Raw genomic sequence first — 19,388 nt, 5'->3', positions numbered from 1 at the left:
GAGCATTCCCATGGGTCTCATCCACGAAATCGACTACGGCACCCCCGCTTCGAAGGCCGAAAAACAGGTCACGCTGACAGTCGACGGCTTCGAGGTCACGGTACCCGAAGGCACCTCGGTCATGCGCGCCTCGATGGAGGCGGGCATCCAGATTCCGAAGCTGTGCGCCACCGACATGGTCGACGCATTCGGTTCCTGCCGGTTGTGCCTTGTCGAGATCGAGGGCCGCAACGGCACTCCTTCCTCCTGCACCACGCCGGTTGCGCCGGGCATGGTGGTGCATACCCAGACAGGCCGGCTCAAGGACATCCGCCGCGGCGTGATGGAGCTCTACATCTCCGACCACCCGCTCGACTGCCTGACCTGTGCCGCCAATGGCGACTGCGAGTTGCAGGACATGGCAGGCGCAGTGGGCCTTCGCGACGTGCGCTACGGCTATGAGGGCGACAACCACGTCTTCGCCAAGGACCGCACCGACGGGGCGGACAATTTCCGCTGGATGCCGAAGGACGAATCCAACCCCTATTTCACCTACGATCCCTCGAAGTGCATCGTCTGCTCGCGCTGCGTGCGGGCCTGCGAGGAGGTGCAAGGCACCTTCGCGCTGACGATCGAGGGGCGCGGCTTCGAAAGCCGGGTATCGCCCGGCATGCACCAGGATTTCCTGTCCTCGGAGTGCGTATCCTGCGGCGCCTGCGTGCAGGCCTGTCCGACGGCGACGCTGACCGAGAAATCGGTCATCGAGATCGGCCAGCCGGAACATTCCGTCGTCACCACCTGTGCCTATTGCGGCGTCGGCTGCTCGTTCAAGGCCGAGATGCGCGGCGACGAACTCGTGCGCATGGTGCCTTGGAAGGACGGCAAGGCCAATCGGGGCCATAGCTGCGTCAAGGGCCGGTTCGCCTGGGGTTACGCCACCCACAAGGAGCGCATCCTCAACCCGATGGTGCGCGAAAAGATCACCGATCCCTGGCGCGAGGTGAGCTGGGAAGAAGCGTTCGCGCATATCGCCAGCGAGTTCCGCCGGATCCAGTACCAGTACGGCAGGGGCTCGATCGGCGGCATCACATCCTCGCGCTGCACCAACGAAGAGACCTATATCGTCCAGAAGCTCATCCGGCAGGGCTTCGGCAACAACAATGTCGACACCTGCGCCCGCGTCTGCCACTCGCCGACGGGCTACGGCCTCGGCCAGACCTACGGCACCTCGGCCGGCACGCAGGATTTCGACTCGGTCGAGCATTCCGACGTCATCGTAGTGATCGGCGCCAACCCTTCCGCCGCGCATCCGGTCTTCGCCTCCCGTATGAAGAAGCGCATCCGCCAAGGCGCCAAGCTGATCGTGCTCGATCCGCGCGTCACCGAGACGGTGGATTCGGTGCATGCGAAGGCAACGCATCACCTTCCGCTGCGGCCCGGCACGAATGTTGCTGTCGTCACCGCGCTCGCGCATGTCATCGTCACCGAAGGCCTTTTCAACGAAGCCTTCATCCGCGAGCGCTGCGACTGGTCGGAGTTCGAGGATTATGCGTCCTTCGTCGCCGACGAAAGCAATTCCCCGGAGGTTGTCGGAAAGCTCGCAGGCGTCGATCCGGAGACCATTCGCGCGGCCGCGCGGCTTTATGCCACCGGCGGCAACGGCGCGATCTATTACGGCCTCGGCGTGACGGAGCACAGCCAGGGCTCCACCACGGTGATGGGCATCGCCAACCTCGCCATGCTGACCGGCAATATCGGCCGGCCCGGCGTTGGCGTGAACCCGCTGCGCGGCCAGAACAACGTACAGGGCTCCTGCGACATGGGCTCCTTCCCACACGAGCTGCCGGGCTATCGCCACGTCTCCGGCGATGCGGTGCGCGACATCTACGAGGCGCTGTGGGGCGTCAAGCTCGACAACGAGCCGGGCCTGCGCATTCCGAACATGCTGGATGCCGCGGTCGAAGGTTCCTTCAAGGGCATCTACATCCAGGGTGAGGACATCCTGCAGTCCGACCCCGACACCAAGCACGTCTCGGCCGGCCTTGCCGCGATGGAATGCGTCGTCGTGCATGACCTGTTCCTCAACGAAACCGCCAACTACGCCCATGTGTTCCTGCCGGGCTCGACCTTCCTGGAAAAGGACGGCACCTTCACCAATGCCGAGCGCCGCATCAACCGCGTGCGCAAGGTGATGGCGCCGAGGAACGGCTATGCCGACTGGGAGGTGACGCAGAAGCTCGCCCAGGCCATGGGGCTCGACTGGAACTACACGCACCCGTCGCAGATCATGGACGAGATCGCGCAGACAACGCCGAGCTTCCAGAATGTCAGCTATGCGTTGCTGGACGAAAAGGGCTCGGTGCAGTGGCCCTGCAACGAGAAGGCCCCGGAAGGCACGCCGATCATGCATGTCGGCGGCTTCGTGCGCGGCAAGGGCAAGTTCATCCGCACCGAATATGTCGCGACCGACGAGAAGACGGGACCGCGCTTCCCGCTGCTGCTCACCACCGGCCGCATCCTTTCGCAATACAATGTCGGCGCGCAGACGCGTCGCACCGAAAACGTGATCTGGCACGATCAGGACGTGCTGGAAATCCACCCGCACGATGCCGAACAGCGCGGGGTCCGCGACGGCGACTGGGTGCGGCTGACGAGCCGGGCAGGCGAGACCACGCTTCGGGCGCAGATCACCGATCGCGTGTCGCCGGGCGTCGTCTACACGACCTTCCACCACCCCGATACGCAAGCCAACGTCATCACCACGGACTTCTCAGACTGGGCGACCAACTGCCCGGAATACAAGGTGACCGCGGTTCAGGTCGGCCCGTCAAACGGCCCGTCGGAATGGCAGGAGGAATACGAGGAACTGTCCCGCCAGTCCCGCCGCATCGCCGGCCGGCTGGAGGCGGCGGAGTAGCTTCGCCGATACGGAAATGTGGAATTCCTTCGCGCCCCCCTCTGTCCTGCCGGACATCTCCCCCACAAGGGGGGAGATCGGCCTTCACGTTCTGTTTCGCCAATCGCCAACGTCGAAGAAAGGACGGATGGTAGGCGCCCGTCCGATCTCCCCCCTTGTGGGGGAGATGTCCGGCAGGACAGAGGGGGGCAACGTAGAGCGTCATCGGCCCTGCCCGGTGATCGTATAATGACCCGCCCTCCCCTCGCCTCCACCACACGCATCGCGCGCCGGGCCGGCGGCACCAAGGCCGCGGCGCGCATGGTGCCTGAGGAAACGCCGGTCGCGCTCAGCTATGCCGGTACGACCCACGCTGTGATGATGGCCTCGCCCGCCGACCTTGAGGATTTCGCCACCGGCTTCTCGCTGACGGAGGGCATCGTCGCCTCGCCGGAGGAGATCGATGCGATCACGGTGGAAGAAGCGGGCGAAGGCATCGATATACAGATCCGCCTGAAGGACACCGCCAACCGGCAGTTCGAGGCGCGGCGTCGGCGTCTGGCTGGCCCCGTCGGTTGCGGGCTCTGCGGCATCGAATCGATCGACGAGGCGATGCGCCAGACGCGCGACGTCAGTGCGTCTTTGCTTACACTGTCCGCGGACGACATTGTTCGAGCTGTCGGCGACCTGTCGCGCCTGCAACCGCTGCATGCGCAGACCGGCGCGGTTCACGCAGCAGGCTTCTACCTGGCAGGCAAGGGCATCGTCGCAGCGCGCGAGGATGTCGGCCGCCACAACGCGCTCGACAAGCTTGCCGGCGCGCTAGCGCTTGCAGGCGTCGACGGATCGACCGGCGCGGTCTTGGTGACGTCGCGCGTCTCGGTCGAAATGGTGCAGAAGGCGGCAGCCATCGGCTCGCCCGTCATCATCGCCATTTCCGCGCCAACCGCCCTTGCGGTCCGCACCGCCGAGGACGCCGGCATGACGCTGGTTGCGCTGGTGCGCGGCGAGGAATTCGACGTTTTCACCCATCCCCATCGTCTGACAAGTGGAGTAGCCAGGCATGTCGCATGACGATACCGGGGCCGGTGGTCCGCACGCGAAGCTGATCCGCATGGCGAACCAGATCGGCACCTTCTTCCTGTCGAAACCGCATGACGAGGGCGTTGCCGGCACGGCCGAGCACATCAACAAATTCTGGGAACCGCGCATGCGGCGACATTTCTTCGAGGTGGTCGACGCCGGCGGCGAGGGACTTCTGCCCATCGTTCTCGAGGCATCGGCCTCGATCCGGCGCCCGGCCGAAGATCGCAAGGCGGGGTAGATCCAGCCTTTCCGTGCGTCCTTCGAGGCTCGCTCACAGGCGATAAAAACGAAAAAGGCCGGGATTGACCCGACCCTTCCCTACATCCCGCCGTCGATGCCAGTTCATCCGTGGTCATCGGGAGGACGATTTCGTGTTGGCTGCGTTTCTAGATGCCCAATATGTCGTCCATATGACGCCGGTCTCGTGACCCTAACACCTTCCGCAATATCGGAACTGCCGGTCGGTCGTGGCCGATTGACAAGGCGCTAGACCTCGAAACAATCTGCGGCCATGGACTCTCTCGACACCGCCATTCGCAATCTTCCCTGCTGGCAAGGCGACATCACGATTTCTCCGCTGCATGGCGGCCTTTCGAACGAGAACTTTCTCGTCATCGACGATGCCGGCAAACATGTCGTGCGGTTCGGCGATGACTATCCTTTCCACCATGTCTTTCGCGAGCGTGAGAGAATGACGGCCCGCGCAGCCCATGAAGCTGGCTTTGCCCCAGCACTGGAGTTCGCGCAGCCAGGCGTGATGGTCAGCCAGTTTCTCGGCGCGAAAACCTACGGCCCGGAAGACGTGCGGGCCAATATCGGCCGTGTCGCCGCGCTTATGCGCGATTTCCATACAACCATGCCGGCCCATGTGACCGGCGCAGGATTCATCTTCTGGGTCTTCCACGTCATCCGCGACTATGCGCGCACGCTGGAAGCGGGCAACAGCCGCAGGGTTGCCGACCTGCCGGATTATCTCGCGCTTGCCGAGGAAATGGAAAAGGCTCAGCTCCCGCTGCCGATCGTCTTCGGGCACAATGATTTGCTGCCCGCAAACCTGCTCGACACCGGCGACCGGCTCTGGCTGATCGATTTCGAATATGCCGGCTTTTCGACCGCCATGTTCGACCTTGCGGGGCTGTCGTCGAACGCCGGCTTCTCCACCGAGGCATCCGAGGCCCTGCTGCATGCCTATTTCAATGCGCCACCCTCGCCGGAACTGAAGCGCTCGCTTGCCGCCATGCAATGCGCCTCGCTGCTGCGCGAGGCGATGTGGAGCATGGTATCCGAACTTCACCTGGATACGCCGGGCGTCGATTTCGTCGCCTACAGCGAAGAAAACCTCGAGCGCCTTGCCGCCGCGCTGGACACCTATCGCTCGACCTACGGAAAGCCCTGACATGAGCCTGCCATCACACGCCCAGATCGTCGTCATCGGCGGTGGTATCATCGGCTGCTCCACCGCCTATCATCTGGCTCGCGACCACAAGGCCGATGTGGTGCTGCTGGAGCAGGGCAAACTCACCTCGGGTTCGACCTGGCATGCGGCCGGCCTCGTCGGGCAACTGCGCTCGTCAGCCTCGATCACGCGGGTGCTGAAATATTCGGTCGACCTCTACAAAGGTCTGGAGGCTGAGACGGGCCTTGCCACCGGCTGGAAGATGACGGGCTGCCTGCGCCTTGCCACCAATCAGGACCGCTGGACGGAGTTCCGCCGGCTTGCGACGACGGCCAGGAGCTTCGGCATGGATATGCACCTCGTCTCGCCGGACGAGGTCAAGCGCATGTGGCCGCTGATGGACACCAGCGACCTCGTCGGCGCGTCATGGCTGCCGACCGATGGCCAGGCGAGCCCGTCCGACATCACCCAATCGCTCGCCAAGGGCGCGCGCATGCACGGCGCGAAACTGTTCGAGGACGTGCGCGTCACCGGTTTCGAGATGGACGGCAAGCGCATCGTCAAGGTGAAGACCACGCGGGGCGACATCGGCTGCGAAAAGGTGGTCAACTGCGCAGGACAATGGGCCCGGCAGGTGGGTGCGATGGCCGGCATCAACGTACCGCTACAGCCGGTGAAGCACCAGTACATCATCACCGAGGCGATCGACGGGCTTTCGGCCGACGCGCCGACGATCCGCGACCCGGACCGTCGCACCTATTTCAAGGAGGAGGTCGGCGGGTTGGTGATGGGCGGCTACGAGCCCGACCCGCAGGCATGGGAAACGAACCTCCCTGGCGGGGACGTGCCGGACGACTGGGAGTTCCGGCTGTTCGACGACGATTTCGACCATTTTGAGCAGCACATGATGCAGGCGATCGCGCGCGTTCCCGCGCTCGAAACCGCCGGCGTCAAGCAGATGATCAACGGCCCGGAGAGTTTCACGCCCGACGGCAACTTCATCCTCGGCACTGCACCCGAATGCGCCAACATGTTCGTGGGGGCGGGCTTCAACGCCTTCGGCATCGCGTCCGGCGGCGGCGCGGGGTGGGTTCTGGCGCAATGGACGATGGACGGTGAAGCGCCGCTCGACCTGTGGACGGTCGATATCCGCCGTTTCTCCGGCCTGCACAAGGATCGCGACTGGGTCTGCGCGCGCACGCTGGAAGCCTATGGCAAGCATTACACCGTCGCCTTCCCGCACGAGGAATATGAGAGCGGCCGCCCCCGCATCGTGTCGCCGCTCTACGAGCGTCTGAAGGCGCACGGCGCGGTGTTCGGTTCCAAGCTCGGCTGGGAGCGACCCAACTGGTTCGCGACGAACCCCGGCGCGCGCGACGAATATTCGATGGGCCGGCAGAACTGGTTCGATGCTGTCGGCGAAGAGCATCGTCACGTGCGCGAAAAGGTTGGCATCTTCGACCAGTCATCCTTCGCCAAATACGAGCTGACCGGACGCGACGCGCTAAAGGCCCTGGATTTCATCTGCGCCAACGACGTGTCGAAGCCGGCGGGGCGCCTCACCTATACACAGTTGCTCAACACCCGCGGCGGCATCGAGGCGGACCTGACGGTGGCGCGGCTTGCCGAAGACCGGTTCTACATCGTCACCGGCACCGGCTTCCGCACCCACGATTTCGGCTGGATCGAGGACCACATCGAGGCGGGCCGCGACGCCAAGCTGCTGGACGTGACCGAAGATTTCGGAACGCTGTCGCTGATGGGGCCGGAGGCGCGCAACGTGCTTGCGGCGGTGACGGAGGCCGACATCTCCAACGCAGGCTTCCCGTTTGGCCATGTCCGCGAGATCGCGATCGCCGGCCACACCGTTCGCGCACTGCGCGTCACTTATGTCGGCGAGCTCGGCTGGGAGCTTCATGTTCCCATCTCGGCAACCGGCGAGGTTTTCGACGCGTTGATGGACGCAGGCAAGCCGTTCGAGATAAAGCCGGTCGGCTACCGCGCGCTGGAATCGCTGCGGCTGGAGAAAGGCTACCGCGCATGGGGTTCCGACATCACGCCCAACGATTCGCCGTTCGAGGCGGGGCTCGGGTGGGCGGTGAAGCTGAAGAAGGACATCGATTTCCTCGGTCGCAAGGCCGCCAAAGAAATGTCTGCGAAGCCTCTCGGCAAGCGGTTGGCCTGCTTCACGGTGGATGATCCCGACGTCGTGCTGTTGGGGCGCGAAACGATCCTGCGCGACGGAGAGCCGGTCGGCTACCTGACCTCCGGCGGCCACGGCTACACGGTCGGCAAGGGCATCGGTTACGGCTATGTCCGCAAGGCGGAAGGTGTTTCCGAAGACTTCCTCCGGTCAGGCCGCTACGAGCTGGTGGTGGCAATGGAAAACGTGCCGGCCGAAATTCATCTCGAACCGCTCTACGATCCGTCGTCCAGCCGCGTGAAGGCGTGAGCTAGTTCGACGGCGGCACGGGCACCGGAACCGGTCTATAAACCACCATCGGCCGGCTGAATTCGAACGAAGCCATGTTGGCGCGGCGCTCGGCGCGCCGGTCCAGCTCGATGCGCTGCAGGCACTCGGCAAACGCCTCGCTGCCTTTGCGGAATCCGTATTCGCGGCATGTCTCCTCATCCGCCGCGCGGCGCTCCTCGGGCGTCATCGTGGTGCAGCCAGCCAGGACGGCAAGGGCAAACAGGGTCGGAACGATCGGCTTCATGGTGTCCTCGCGACATCCGGGATGATGCAACAAAATTGAGCGCGACAGTCCACTTTGACAAGGGGCGACTCAACAGATTCCTGCCGCGCCGCCGCAGCCTGTTCAGTTAGCCTGTTACAACTGCAGGCTCTGGCCCCGCCAGGGCCGGTTCTCTGGCCGCCAGTTCGACGGCCTTGGGCACCGACAGCCACAACGCGATGGCGAAACCTGCAATGCCGCCGCCGAGCTTGCCGAGTATCAGCGGTAGGATCGTGGCGGGCTGGAAATTGGCCGAGAATGCCAGATGGTCGCCGAACATGAACGCCGCGCATACGGCAAAGGCGATCGCCAGAACCTTGTCGCGCGGCCGCATCGAGCCAACCAGCCGGTACATCGCCAGGATATTCGCGCAGGCCGCCAGCAGTCCCGCCGCACCTTGCGCCTCAACACCAATGCGCTTGCCAAGCGCCTCCATCGGCGTCGCAAGATATTTGGTCAGCAGGTAAACCATCGGGAAGGCGCCCGCGAGCATGATGCCGATATAGCCGGCGATCTCCAGCGCACGAAACTGGTCGGCCTCGTCGGCGATGATCGGGTCGAAGCCCCAGCCCCCAAACACGTTGGTGAAGAAGCCGGTGAAATATTCGACGATGGAGAAGACCAGCACCAGCGTGATCCCGGCATACATGATGCGGCCGAACCAGAGGAACCCGGCGATCATCGCATCGGGCGCGAAGCGCAGGCCGAGCGCGATCGCCACGCAGAACACGATCAGCGGCAGCAGGTTGGCGAAGATCGCGCCGAAGGTGAGGCCGATGGCGTGCATGGTTTCGGGGTCGGCGGTCGCAACGACCGGGCGCACCTCGAGCCCTGAAACCGCAAGCAGCGCGCAGGTGATAAAAACGCCGATGGGCACGCTGAGGATGCCCGACATGATGCCAAGCGCCATGTATTTGTGATCGCGTTTCTCCAGCATCGCCAGCCCGACGGGAATGGAGAAGATGATGGTGGCGCCAGCCATGTAGCCGACCACCGCCGCCATGATCCAGCCGTCGCGCGTTTGCGCCAGCGCGTCGGCGAGCTGGTAGCCGCCCATGTCAACGGCGATGATGGTGGTTGCGGCGATTGCCGGATCGGCGCCGATCGCGGAAAACAGCGGCCCCACCAGCACGCGCACGAACTCCGACAGATACGGGATAGCCGCCATGATGCCGGCCACCGGAATGAAGATCGGGCCTATCGCATAGATGCCTTCGCGGAACTCCTTGCCCAGCCCCTCTTCCGCATTCCTGATCGAGGCAATCGCGCCGGCGACGGCGCATGCCATGATGATGTAGATGACGATCGTTCCGATGGCAGCCATGTGTCCTCCTCCCCCTGCCCGCGACTCTCGCAGGCGGGCGAATGATGCCGCAGGGGAAGCCCGATGGGAAGCGGCGCGGAAATGCAGCCCTGACCGGAAACGTCCGCCCCGATCGATCTACCGGCTACGGGGCGTTTCGTGACGGCGATGAATGCTCGCTGGCCGGCCGGGCAGTGCCAGGGCCATGTGGCGCCTCTCGCGTTCGGCGACCACCTTGCCCTTGGCGACGACCCAAAGCCGGTCGGCGCGCAGGCGGATCGCTTCCACCGGGTTGCCGGCGTCGAGCACGACGAGGCTCGCCTTGTTGCCGATCGCGAGGCCGTAACCATCGAGGCCCATGATGCCGGCGCTTTCCGTCGTCACCATGTCGAAGCAGCGGCGCATCTCGTCGGGATGCGACATCTGGGCGACGTGCAAGCCCATGAAGGCGACGTCGAGCATGTCGGCGGTGCCGAGCGAATACCAGGGGTCGAGAACGCAATCCTGTCCGAAGCCGACGCGGATGCCATGCGCCAGCATTTCCTTCACACGCGTGAGGCCCCGCCGCTTGGGGAAGGTGTCATGCCGGCCCTGCAGCATGATGTTGATGAGCGGGTTGGGAATGGCGGCGACCTGTGCCTCCGCGATCAGCGGCAGCAGCTTCGAGACATAATAATTGTCCATCGAGTGCATGGAAGTCAGGTGCGAACCCGCCACCCTGCCATGCAGGCCGAGGCGCTGGGTCTCGTAAGCGAGCTGCTCGATGTGGCGGGACAGCGGGTCATCGGTCTCGTCGCAGTGCATGTCGACCATCAGACCGCGCTCGGCGGCCATCTCGCACAGCTCCGTCACCGAGCGGCGGCCATCGTCCATGGTGCGCTCGAAATGCGGGATGCCGCCGACGACATCGACGCCCAAGTCCAGCGCGCGGACGGTGTTGGTCTTCGCGGTCGGATCGCGGAAATAGCCATCCTGCGGGAACGCGACAAGTTGCAGGTCGATATAGGGCGCGACCTCGCGCCTGACTTCCAGCAAGGCCTCGACGGCAAGCAGCCTGTCGTCGCAGACATCGACGTGGGTGCGGATCGCAAGCAGCCCCATGGAGACGGCCCAGTCGCAATAGGCAAGCGCGCGCGCTTTCACCGCTTCATGCGTCAGCAGCGGCTTCAGCTCGCCCCAGAGCGCGATGCCCTCAAGCAGCGTGCCCGACGCGTTGATGCGCGGGATGCCATAGGAGAGCGTCGCATCCATGTGGAAATGCGGGTCGACGAAGGGTGGCGAGACGAGGCAGCCGGATGCGTCCACCATGCGGCCTGCCTCGGCCTCGATGCGCGGTTCGATTGCCGCGATCCGCTCTCCGGAAATGGCTATGTCGGCAGACTCGCCGGATGGCAGGGTGCCGCCCTTCACGATCAGGTCGAAACTCATCTCTCGCCTTTCTGGTAGGGGATCATCAGCGCCTTCGGATAGGCCGCGCGCCGCGACATGACGACGAGGGCGAGGATCGACAGCACGAACGGCATCATCAGGAATAGCTGGTAGGGCACAACACCGCCGGTAAGCTGCTGGAGCCGCACCTGATAGGCGTCGAAGGCGGCGAACAGAATTGCCCCAAGCAGCGCCTTGCCCGGCCGCCACGAGCCGAACACGACAAGCGCGATACAAATCCACCCGCGTCCGTTGATCATCTCGAAGAAGAACGAGTTGAAGGCCGACATCGTCAGAAATGCGCCGCCGATCGCCATCAGCGCGCTGCCCACCATCACCGCGCCCATGCGAACCGCGTTGACGCTGATGCCCTGCGCCTCGACGGCGGACGGGTTCTCGCCCGCGGCGCGCACGGCGAGCCCGAGCGGCGTGCGGTAGAGCACCCAGGCGACCACCGCGACGGTTGCAAAGGCAAGGTAGGTCAGCGGCGTCTGATTGAAGAGTGCTGGCCCCACGACGGGGATGTCGGAGAGCAACGGCACAGGCAGTGGCTGGAAAGGCTCGATGCGCGGCGGCGACGTCACTTCCGGCAGCACGATCCGGTAGGTGAAATAAGTGAGGCTGGTGGCGAGCAGCGTGATGCCGATGCCGACGACATGCTGCGACAGGCCCAGCGGCACGGTCAGCGTCGCGTGGAGCAGGCCGAAGGCCGCGCCCGCAAGGGCTGCGACCGCCACGCCGAACCACAAATCGCCCGCCATATACACCGTGAGCCAGCCGGCGAAGGCGCCGACGACCATGATGCCCTCGATGCCGAGATTGAGTACGCCGGCCCGTTCGCAAATCAGCTCACCCATGGTGGCGAAGATCAGCGGTGATGCGATGCGGATCGCAGCGACCCAGAAAGAGGCGGTGAAAAGGATCTCGAAGGCTTCGATCACGGGGCGTCTCCGTTGTGGATAGGCCCGCGCTCCTTCGCGCCCCCCTCTGTCCTGCCGGACATCTCCCCCACAAGGGGGGAGATCGGCAGCTTCACGCCCATCGCTCCTTCTGCAATTCCGGCGATTGGCGAAAACCGAACGGTCGGCCGATCTCCCCACCCGTGGGGGAGATGTCCGGCAGGACAGAGGGGGGCAACGCAGAGCGCCAACATTCGCCTCATCTCCACCTCACCCGGAACCGCGTCAGCATGATCGCGACGACCATGGTCAGCAGCGCGGTCGCGACCATCACCTCGGCGATGTAGGACGGCACGCCGGCCGTACGGCTCATGGCGTCGGCGCCGACGAAGATGCCTGCGACGAAGATCGCCGCCAGCACCACGCCGAGCGGATTGAGCATGGCGAGCATGGCAACGACGATGCCCGTGTAGCCGAAGCCCGGCGACAGATCGAGCGTCAGGTTGCCCTTGAGGCCGGCGACCTCGGAAAAACCGGCGAGAGCCGCCAGCCCACCGGACAGAAGCGCGGTCTTCATCAGCACCCCGTTGACGGGGATGCCGGCAAAACGCGCAGCCTCGGCGTTCTGCCCGACGGCGCGCATCTCGTAGCCGAGCGTCGTCTTCTTCATGACGACCCAGACGGCGACGGCGGCAAGAACGGCGATCAGGAAGCCGGCGTGGAGCCGCCAGCCCTGAACCAGACGCGGCAGCCGCGCCTCCGCAACGACCCGCTGGGACTGCGGCCAGCCGAGACCCACCGGGTCCTTCAGCACGCCTTCGAGCAGCATGGAGACGAAAAGCAGCATGATGAAGTTGAGCAGGAGCGTGGTCACCACCTCGTCGACCCCGAAGCGGGTCTTGAGTATCGCCGGCCCAAGCAGCAGCAGCCCGCCGGCAACCATCGAGACGATCATCAGCAGCGGGATGAGCACGAGCGCGGGAAGCGGCAATGCGCCAGTTCCCAAGACCACGGTGATGACGGCGCCCGCATAGAGCTGCGCTTCAGCACCTATGTTCCAGAGCTTGGCTCGAAAGGCGACGGCAACGGCAAGGCCGGTAAAGATCAGCGGCGTCGCCCGCGTCAGTGTCTCGACGAGCGCGAAGGGCGAGCCCGCTGCGCCCTTGACCACGAGGCCGAACACCGAGAACGGCGATGCGCCGGCGGCCAGCACCAGCAGCGACGACAAAACGACCGTCACGACCACGGCGCCGAGCGGAAACAGCAGCGTGACGGCGAGCGTCGGCGCGGGCTTGGCTTCAAGCCGCATGAGGCGCCGCCTCCACTCCATGGCCGGCCATCAGTTCGCCAAGCTCGCTTATGGAGCGCTCGCCGCGCTGCGAGGGGGCTGAAATGCGGCCGCGAAACATCACCCTCACCTCGTCGGACAGGGCCATGATCTCGTCGAGATCCTCCGAGATCAACAGGATCGCAGCACCCCTCGCCCGCGCTTCCAGCAACCTCCCATGCACGTAGGCGACAGCACCGACGTCGAGGCCCCGCGTCGGCTGGTTGGCAAGGATGATCTTCGGCTCGGGGTCGAGCGCACGGCCGAGGATAAGCTTCTGGATATTTCCGCCGGAGAGCAAGCGAATGCGCGTGTCGGGCGATGGGCATTTCACGTCGTAGTCGCGGATGAGCGTTTCGGCAAACCCGCGCGCGGCCTTCCAGTCGACAAGGCCGCGACTGCTGAAACGCTCGGAGCGGTAGCGCTCGGAAATCACGTTTTCCGTTACACTCATATCGGCGATCGTTCCGACGGCGTGACGGTCCTCGGGAATGCGTGCGACGCCTTTTGCAAGGGCAGCGCGCGGCGACCAGCCTGAAACGGCTTCGCCATTGATGGTCATGACGCCATCTGCCGGAACGGCTGTGCCGGCGAGAAGTGCGGCAAGCGCTGCCTGTCCGTTGCCGGACACACCGGCGAGCCCGGTGATGACGCCCTCGTGCAGCGCGAGCGACACGCCATCCAGCCGGCTGCCGCCGCCCAGCGGCGATGTGGAGACATTGTCGAGCGTCAGCAACGCCCGGCCCCGGGATACCGGCGCAACGGCCGGCGCCTGGACCTCCTCTCCGACCATCAGCGCGGCCAATTCCTGCCGAGTCGTGTCGCGCGTGGTTCGCTCGCCGGCGATGCGCCCGGCGCGCAGAACCAGCACCCGGTCGCTGACGGCCATGACTTCGTGAAGCTTGTGCGAGATGAAGATGATCGAAAGCCCCTTGGCCACAAGCATCTTCAGCGTGGCGAACAGAGCATCCGTCTCGCCCGGCGTCAGCACCGCCGTCGGTTCGTCGAGGATAAGGATCCGGGCATCGCGATAGAGCGCCTTGAGTATCTCGACGCGCTGGCGTTCACCGACGGACAGTGCTGCGACTTGCCTCTCAGGATCGACCGCGAGGCCGAAATCGCGCGAGAGCTCGCGGATGCGCGACCGGGCCTGCGCACGATCCAGCCGCAATGACCACGGGCTCTGCGTGCCCAGCACAATGTTTTCGAGCACGCTCATATTGTCGGCCAGCGTGAAATGCTGGTGCACCATGCCGATGCCGGCAGCCAGTGCCGCGCGCGGGTCACCGGGCGGCAATGCCTCGCCGAACACCTCCACCGTGCCCTCATCGGCGACATAGTGGCCGAAGAGGATGTTCATGAGAGTCGTCTTGCCCGCGCCGTTCTCGCCAAGCAAGGCCACCACCTCGCCCTGCCCAAGCTCGAGCGAGATCGCATCGTTGGCGACGAGCGACCCGAAGCGCTTGGTGATGCCGGAAATGCGGAGGGCGGGTGCGGTCATGAAGCCAAACCAAGAGAGTCCAACTGCCGGTTATCGACGAGGTGCGTCCTTCGAGGCTCGCTGCGCTCGCACCATGACACCGGTCAGCATCGCCAAGCGGTATCATCGTGTGCGCCACGGGTAGGCTCTCTTCAAGCGAGGAGAAGAACGGGTGCCTAGCTCGATTTCGGCTCTTCGTCGTTGATTTCGACCGTGAAACTTCCATCCTTGATGGCGGCTTCCTTCTCCGCCACCAGCGCCTTCACTTCGGCGGGCACCTTGCCTTCGAAGGTGCCGAGCGGTGCGAGCGAGCAGCCACCCTCTTTCATGAAGGAATAGACCCCGTAATCGGCCGCGGTGAAGCTGCCGGCCTTGACCTGTTCGATCGCCTTGTCGAGCGTCGGCTCAAAATGCCAGATGGCAGAGGCCACCACCGTCTCGGGATAGTCAGCCTGGGTGTCGATGACATTGCCGATGGCAAGGATGCCGCGCTCCTGTGCGGCATCCGACACGCCGAAGCGCTCGGCATACATCACATCCGCGCCGGCATCGATCTGGGCGAAGGCGGTTTCCTTAGCTTTCGGCGGGTCGAACCACGAACCAATGAAGGCGACCTGGAACTTCGCGTCGGCCGCCACCTCGCGCACACCGGCCATGAAGGCATGCATCAGCCGGTTGACCTCAGGTATCGGGTAGCCGCCGACCATGCCGAAATTCTTGGTCTGTGACATGGCGCCGGCGATCAAGCCGGTCAGGTAGGACGCATCCTGGATGTAGTTGTCGAACGGCGCGAAGTTCGGCACCGACGGGTCTTCCTTGAAGCTGGAGCCCATCAGGAAGGCGACGTCCGGATAGTCGCGGGCAACGTCGCGCGCCGCATCCTCGACACCGAACACCTCGCCGAGGATCAGCTTGTGGCCGGCCTCGCAATATTCGCGCATGACGCGCTCATAGTCGTTGTTGGCGGTATTTTCTGAATAGACATATTCGATGTCGCCGCGCTCCTTTGCGGCATTGGCGGCAAGGTGAATACGACTCACCCACTGCTGCTCGGTCGGCACGGTGTAGACGGCCGCGACCTTGAGCGGCTCCTGTGCGAAGAGCCGCGACGGCAAGGTGCCGACGAGGCCGAGCGCAGCGCCGGCACCCGCTGTCTTCAGCAGGGCGCGGCGCGAAACTGGCAAAGTTCTGGACTTGTTTGAAAAACTGGGCATTGAACCACCTCTGGCTGGCGCGAAACTCTGTTGGAATCCCGTCTTTTTATCGTTTGGTCAAAGCTATGCGAATTTTATGGGCCCGGCAATCAAGCTGCCTTGTTTTGCAGCAGAATCTTGGATGAAGGGGCATATCCCCCCGCAACATCTCAGCCGCCGGCCACCGCAAGCGCTATGGCCGCACGCAACTCGTCCATCCCCTCGCCCTTTTCCGACGACGTCGCGATGATCGCGGGGTAGGCGGCAGGCCGCTTGCGCACTTTCGCGGCCGTCTCCTCTATGAGGCGCGGCACGCCGGCCGCCTTGATCTTGTCCGCCTTGGTCAAGACGATCTGATAGGACACGGCGGCCTTGTCGAGCAGGTCCATGACCTCCTCGTCATTCTTTTTGACGCCGTGGCGCGCGTCGATCAGCAGATAGACGCGTTTGAGAGTCACTCGCCCCTTCAGATAGTCGAAGACGAGCTTCGTCCAGGCATCCACCTGAGCCTTGGGAGCCTTGGCGTAGCCGTAACCCGGCATGTCGACGAGCGCCATTGGCGGCAGGTCTCCCTTTTCTCCGGAGAAGCCGTCGGGCACGAAATAGTTGAGTTCCTGGGTACGGCCGGGCGTGTTCGAGGTGCGCGCAAGGCCCTTCTTGCTGACGAGCCCATTGATGAGCGAGGACTTGCCGACATTCGACCGGCCAGCAAACGCGATCTCCGCCGGCCCTTCCGGTGGCAGGAACTTCATCGAGGGAACGCCGCGGATGAAAACCCATGGGCGCGAGAACAGGTCGCGCGTCGCGTCCTCGGCATCGTTGTTCATCGCGCTTCCCTTATGTCGACCGTTCGAGCCGATCAATGTCGGCGCCGCGGATGGCATCAAGGTTGCGGGTGATCTTGTCAACCGGCCAATCCCACCAGGCCACAGAGAGAAGGCGACGAACCGTCTGCTTGTCGAAGCGCATCTTGACCACGCGCGCCGCATTGCCGGCGACGATGGCGTAGGGTGGCACGTCGTGCGTGACAACCGAGCGGGCCGCGACGATGGCGCCGTCGCCGATCGTCACGCCCGGCATCACCACGGCCTCCATGCCGATCCACACATCGTTGCCGATCACCGTGTCGCCGCGCAGCTCGCGCTCCCAGGTCGTCTCATCGAAGCCTTCTTCCCATCCCCCGCCGAAGATGTTGAAGGGATAGGTTGAGAAACCCGACATGGCGTGATTTGCGCCGTTCATAATAAAGCGCGCGCCTTCGGCAATCGCCGTGAACTTGCCGATCACCAGCCTGTCGCCGATGAACTCATAGTGATGCAGCACGCACTTCTCGGCAAAGGCATCAGGTCCGTCGGGATCGTCGTAGTAGGTGAAGTCGCCGATCTCGATGTTGGGCCGATTGATTAGTGGCTTGAGAAAGCCGACGCGCGGGTGCATCGGGATGGGATGCTTGATCTCGGGTCTTGGGCCACTTCCTTCCATGGACGCTCTCCAATCCTGCTGCAGATCGCAGAGCAATAATCCATCGCGACCAGTCCAAGAGCAAGGCACGGCGACAAAGAGGGCTACCGCGCCTTGCGTTTCGTCATGCGGCGGCCCTTACGGCGAGAATGAAGGCGCCGCTGGAAACCAGCCCGCCGACCGTGCGGACATGGTTCCACATCGTCCAGCGATCGACATAGTCGGCCCACAAGGCTGCGCCGGCAGCGCTCGACGGATCGACCGCGGCCAGGGCGTTGTTCATCGGCACGTTGAAGAACACGGTGACCAGGATCACCCCGGCCAGATAGGCTATGCCTGCGGCAAGCAGCCATGGCATGCCGGACCCGGCAAAGTTCATGGCCGCGACAGCTACCAGAACCAAAGCCAGAAGCGCCGTGCCGAAGAAGCCGAGAAAGAAGATCGGGTTCAGCACGACCTCGTTGATGACCTGCATAGCCTCGATGCCGGCCTGCGGCGTTAGCCGCCGCAGCGAAGGCATGACGAGATTGGAGAATGCGAAGAAGAAGCCGCCCATCAGGCCCGCGCCGACCGCGGCGGCCACCGTGGTCGAATATATGATCGGGCTCATGGCATTCATCCTTTCCAGACGCCGGATGCCGCAGCGGCACGCGCATAGTCCCGGAAGTCGCGCGGTTCGCGGCCGAGCGCCCGGCGTACACCGTCGGACAGGCTCTCGTTACGGCCGTCTAGAACCTCGCGGGTGAGCATCACCAGCAGATCGATATATTCGTCCGGGACGCCTGCCTGCCTAAGGCCCTCCGCATAGTCATCGACACTGAGCGGGACGTAGCGGATCTGCCGCCCCGTCACTTCCGCGATTTCCCCAACAGCCTCTGCAAATGTTATGAGGCGCGGGCCGGTTAATTCGTAGATCTGCCCCACGTGGCCGTCACCGGTGAGCGCTTCCACGACCACGTCGGCGATGTCCTCGACATCGACAAAGGGCTCGCGCACAGCATCGGCGGCGAAGACAACTTCCCCAGAAACGACGCCCTCCGCGAGGAAGCTCTCGCTGAAGTTCTGCATGAACCACGATGCGCGCACCACCGTCCAGTCCGCTCCGGAGCCTATGAGCACCTGTTCGGCACGGATCGCCTCCTCTTCACCACGACCCGACAGCAAGACGAGACGACGCAGGCCGCTATCAAGCGCAAGCCGGACGAAAGCTTCGATCGCCTCAACGGCGCCGGGAACCGTGACGTCTGGATAATAGGTAATGTAGGCCGCGCTTGCGCCTTCCATTGCCGCAGGCCAGGTGCTTGCGTCGTGCCAATCGAAAGACGGCGTGGCGGATCGGGAGCCCAGTCGGACCGCAATCCCCTTGGCTTCCAGAGCGTCGGTCACGCGACTGCCCGTCTTGCCCCTGCCCCCGATCAACAGAACCGGACCGCTGCCTGCATTGATGCCACTCATTTGATCTCTCCTTCAAAATATGAGTACTGCTCGCATTTGCAAACGTGATACATCCTCGTATTATGGGCGTCAAGCAAAATATGAGGACTACTCATGATAGATGGCCGACTGTCGGAGAATGGCGCCGCGACCGAGGCGCCCGCGCCGCGGCGCGAGCCGGTACAGAAGCGCAGCCGCGAGCGATACGAGCGCATGCTGGAGGCGGCAAAGGAACTGATTACGCAAGGCGGCAGCGATGCCATGAAGATGAGCGACATCGCTGCACGTGCGGGGGTTCCGATCGGCTCGCTCTATCAGTTCTTCCCAGACAAGGCGTCGATCGTTCGGGTGCTGGCGGAGCGCACTCATGCGGAAAGCCGACAGTGCATCGAGGACGGGCTGGCCGGCGCGCAGGAGATGATGGCCCTGCGCAACTCATTCGCCGATTTGATCGACGAGTACTACGCGATCTTCCTCGCCGAACCGGTCATGCGGGACATCTGGGGGGCGATGCAGACCGACAAGTCGCTGGCCGCGCTGGAACTCGCCGAAAGCCGTCGTAACGGTGCGCTGCTCGCCGAAGCCATCATGACGCTCAAGCCCGATGCCGACGCCGAGACGGTCTCAACCTCCGCCTTCCTGATCATGCATCTTGGCGAGGCAACGATGCGCATGGCGTTGCAAATGCCGCCCGATGAAGGACGGGCGATCGTCGATGGTTTCAAGCGGATGGCGGACCGGGAACTGTCCGCGCTCTGACTGGCATCGAAA

Annotated in this window: 17 protein-coding genes; 6 read left to right on the top strand and 11 right to left on the bottom strand. The window is 64.1% G+C overall.

Going from position 1 to position 19,388, the window contains the following annotated elements:
• Positions 1 to 10 precede the first annotated feature (10 nt).
• The 5 genes from fdhF to V1479_RS05630 all read left to right on the top strand — a co-directional run bounded on the left by fdhF (position 11) and on the right by V1479_RS05630 (position 7,809).
• Positions 11 to 2,896 (top strand): formate dehydrogenase subunit alpha, encoded by a 2,886-nt coding sequence (gene fdhF / locus V1479_RS05650; protein WP_368802064.1) that lies wholly within the window; start codon positions 11 to 13, stop codon positions 2,894 to 2,896.
• A gap of 228 nt (positions 2,897 to 3,124) precedes the next feature.
• Positions 3,125 to 3,949, top strand: a complete 825-nt coding sequence (fdhD, locus tag V1479_RS05645) for a formate dehydrogenase accessory sulfurtransferase FdhD (RefSeq protein WP_368802063.1) — start codon at positions 3,125 to 3,127, stop codon at positions 3,947 to 3,949.
• Positions 3,939 to 4,199 (top strand): formate dehydrogenase subunit delta, encoded by a 261-nt coding sequence (locus tag V1479_RS05640; RefSeq protein ID WP_368802062.1) that lies wholly within the window; start codon positions 3,939 to 3,941, stop codon positions 4,197 to 4,199. Before fdhD ends, V1479_RS05640 begins: the two co-directional genes overlap by 11 nt.
• A 273-nt stretch (positions 4,200 to 4,472) precedes the next feature.
• A complete protein-coding gene (locus V1479_RS05635) occupies positions 4,473 to 5,357 on the top strand; it encodes a phosphotransferase (protein ID WP_368802061.1) in 885 nt (294 codons plus the stop codon).
• A 1-nt stretch (position 5,358) separates the two neighbouring features.
• Positions 5,359 to 7,809 (top strand): GcvT family protein, encoded by a 2,451-nt coding sequence (locus V1479_RS05630; protein WP_368802060.1) that lies wholly within the window; start codon positions 5,359 to 5,361, stop codon positions 7,807 to 7,809.
• A gap of 1 nt (position 7,810) precedes the next feature.
• Here the strand turns inward: V1479_RS05630 and V1479_RS05625 are convergent, their stop codons facing one another.
• From V1479_RS05625 to V1479_RS05575, 11 genes are all read right to left on the bottom strand, one after another.
• Positions 7,811 to 8,074, bottom strand: a complete 264-nt coding sequence (locus V1479_RS05625) for a hypothetical protein (RefSeq protein ID WP_368802059.1) — start codon at positions 8,072 to 8,074, stop codon at positions 7,811 to 7,813.
• A gap of 106 nt (positions 8,075 to 8,180) precedes the next feature.
• Complete coding sequence (gene eutH / locus V1479_RS05620) at positions 8,181 to 9,416, bottom strand: ethanolamine utilization protein EutH (RefSeq protein WP_368802058.1); 1,236 nt, start codon at positions 9,414 to 9,416, stop codon at positions 8,181 to 8,183.
• Between the two features lie 117 nt (positions 9,417 to 9,533).
• Complete coding sequence (locus tag V1479_RS05615; protein ID WP_368802057.1) at positions 9,534 to 10,823, bottom strand: amidohydrolase family protein; 1,290 nt, start codon at positions 10,821 to 10,823, stop codon at positions 9,534 to 9,536.
• Complete coding sequence (locus tag V1479_RS05610; protein ID WP_368802823.1) at positions 10,820 to 11,761, bottom strand: ABC transporter permease; 942 nt, start codon at positions 11,759 to 11,761, stop codon at positions 10,820 to 10,822. Before V1479_RS05610 ends, V1479_RS05615 begins: the two co-directional genes overlap by 4 nt.
• 220 nt (positions 11,762 to 11,981) lie before the next feature.
• Positions 11,982 to 13,031: an ABC transporter permease gene (locus V1479_RS05605; protein WP_368802056.1), complete on the bottom strand. Its 1,050-nt coding sequence runs from the start codon at positions 13,029 to 13,031 to the stop codon at positions 11,982 to 11,984.
• Complete coding sequence (locus V1479_RS05600; protein WP_368802055.1) at positions 13,021 to 14,550, bottom strand: ABC transporter ATP-binding protein; 1,530 nt, start codon at positions 14,548 to 14,550, stop codon at positions 13,021 to 13,023. Before V1479_RS05600 ends, V1479_RS05605 begins: the two co-directional genes overlap by 11 nt.
• A 155-nt stretch (positions 14,551 to 14,705) precedes the next feature.
• Positions 14,706 to 15,743 (bottom strand): BMP family protein, encoded by a 1,038-nt coding sequence (locus tag V1479_RS05595; RefSeq protein WP_368802054.1) that lies wholly within the window; start codon positions 15,741 to 15,743, stop codon positions 14,706 to 14,708.
• Positions 15,744 to 15,892: 149 nt separating this feature from the next.
• Positions 15,893 to 16,549, bottom strand: a complete 657-nt coding sequence (yihA, locus tag V1479_RS05590) for a ribosome biogenesis GTP-binding protein YihA/YsxC (protein WP_368802053.1) — start codon at positions 16,547 to 16,549, stop codon at positions 15,893 to 15,895.
• Positions 16,550 to 16,559: 10 nt separating this feature from the next.
• Positions 16,560 to 17,204: a CatB-related O-acetyltransferase gene (locus tag V1479_RS05585; protein ID WP_368802052.1), complete on the bottom strand. Its 645-nt coding sequence runs from the start codon at positions 17,202 to 17,204 to the stop codon at positions 16,560 to 16,562.
• A gap of 103 nt (positions 17,205 to 17,307) precedes the next feature.
• On the bottom strand, positions 17,308 to 17,793 hold the full coding sequence (locus tag V1479_RS05580) for an anthrone oxygenase family protein (RefSeq protein WP_368802051.1): 486 nt from the start codon (positions 17,791 to 17,793) through the stop codon (positions 17,308 to 17,310).
• Between the two features lie 5 nt (positions 17,794 to 17,798).
• Entirely contained in the window at positions 17,799 to 18,638 is an 840-nt protein-coding gene (locus V1479_RS05575; protein WP_368802050.1) for a Rossmann-fold NAD(P)-binding domain-containing protein, read from the bottom strand.
• A 93-nt stretch (positions 18,639 to 18,731) separates the two neighbouring features.
• Between V1479_RS05575 and V1479_RS05570 the strand changes: the two genes are divergently transcribed.
• Positions 18,732 to 19,376, top strand: coding sequence for a TetR/AcrR family transcriptional regulator (locus V1479_RS05570; RefSeq protein ID WP_368802049.1), 645 nt, complete (start codon positions 18,732 to 18,734; stop codon positions 19,374 to 19,376).
• The last annotated feature ends 12 nt before the right edge of the window (positions 19,377 to 19,388 follow it).

It is taken from the genome of Neoaquamicrobium sediminum, from assembly GCF_040970315.1.
Taxonomy (GTDB): domain Bacteria; phylum Pseudomonadota; class Alphaproteobacteria; order Rhizobiales; family Rhizobiaceae; genus Aerobium; species Aerobium sediminum.
Note: the sequence above shows the minus strand (reverse complement) of the source record. Positions and strands in the feature narration are given on the sequence as shown.

Bases quoted from the DNA above. Each gene is read 5' to 3' on its own strand.
- V1479_RS05570 (WP_368802049.1), top strand. From the start codon at position 18,732: ATGATAGATGGCCGACTGTCGGAGAATGGCGCCGCGACCGAGGCGCCC.
- V1479_RS05605 (WP_368802056.1), bottom strand. From the start codon at position 13,031: ATGCGGCTTGAAGCCAAGCCCGCGCCGACGCTCGCCGTCACGCTGCTG.
- V1479_RS05600 (WP_368802055.1), bottom strand. From the start codon at position 14,550: ATGACCGCACCCGCCCTCCGCATTTCCGGCATCACCAAGCGCTTCGGG.
- yihA (WP_368802053.1), bottom strand. From the start codon at position 16,549: ATGAACAACGATGCCGAGGACGCGACGCGCGACCTGTTCTCGCGCCCA.
- V1479_RS05625 (WP_368802059.1), bottom strand. From the start codon at position 8,074: ATGAAGCCGATCGTTCCGACCCTGTTTGCCCTTGCCGTCCTGGCTGGC.
- V1479_RS05580 (WP_368802051.1), bottom strand. From the start codon at position 17,793: ATGAGCCCGATCATATATTCGACCACGGTGGCCGCCGCGGTCGGCGCG.
- V1479_RS05615 (WP_368802057.1), bottom strand. From the start codon at position 10,823: ATGAGTTTCGACCTGATCGTGAAGGGCGGCACCCTGCCATCCGGCGAG.
- eutH (WP_368802058.1), bottom strand. From the start codon at position 9,416: ATGGCTGCCATCGGAACGATCGTCATCTACATCATCATGGCATGCGCC.
- fdhF (WP_368802064.1), top strand. From the start codon at position 11: ATGGGTCTCATCCACGAAATCGACTACGGCACCCCCGCTTCGAAGGCC.
- V1479_RS05630 (WP_368802060.1), top strand. From the start codon at position 5,359: ATGAGCCTGCCATCACACGCCCAGATCGTCGTCATCGGCGGTGGTATC.
- V1479_RS05640 (WP_368802062.1), top strand. From the start codon at position 3,939: ATGTCGCATGACGATACCGGGGCCGGTGGTCCGCACGCGAAGCTGATC.
- V1479_RS05575 (WP_368802050.1), bottom strand. From the start codon at position 18,638: ATGAGTGGCATCAATGCAGGCAGCGGTCCGGTTCTGTTGATCGGGGGC.
- V1479_RS05585 (WP_368802052.1), bottom strand. From the start codon at position 17,204: ATGGAAGGAAGTGGCCCAAGACCCGAGATCAAGCATCCCATCCCGATG.
- fdhD (WP_368802063.1), top strand. From the start codon at position 3,125: ATGACCCGCCCTCCCCTCGCCTCCACCACACGCATCGCGCGCCGGGCC.
- V1479_RS05635 (WP_368802061.1), top strand. From the start codon at position 4,473: ATGGACTCTCTCGACACCGCCATTCGCAATCTTCCCTGCTGGCAAGGC.
- V1479_RS05595 (WP_368802054.1), bottom strand. From the start codon at position 15,743: ATGCCCAGTTTTTCAAACAAGTCCAGAACTTTGCCAGTTTCGCGCCGC.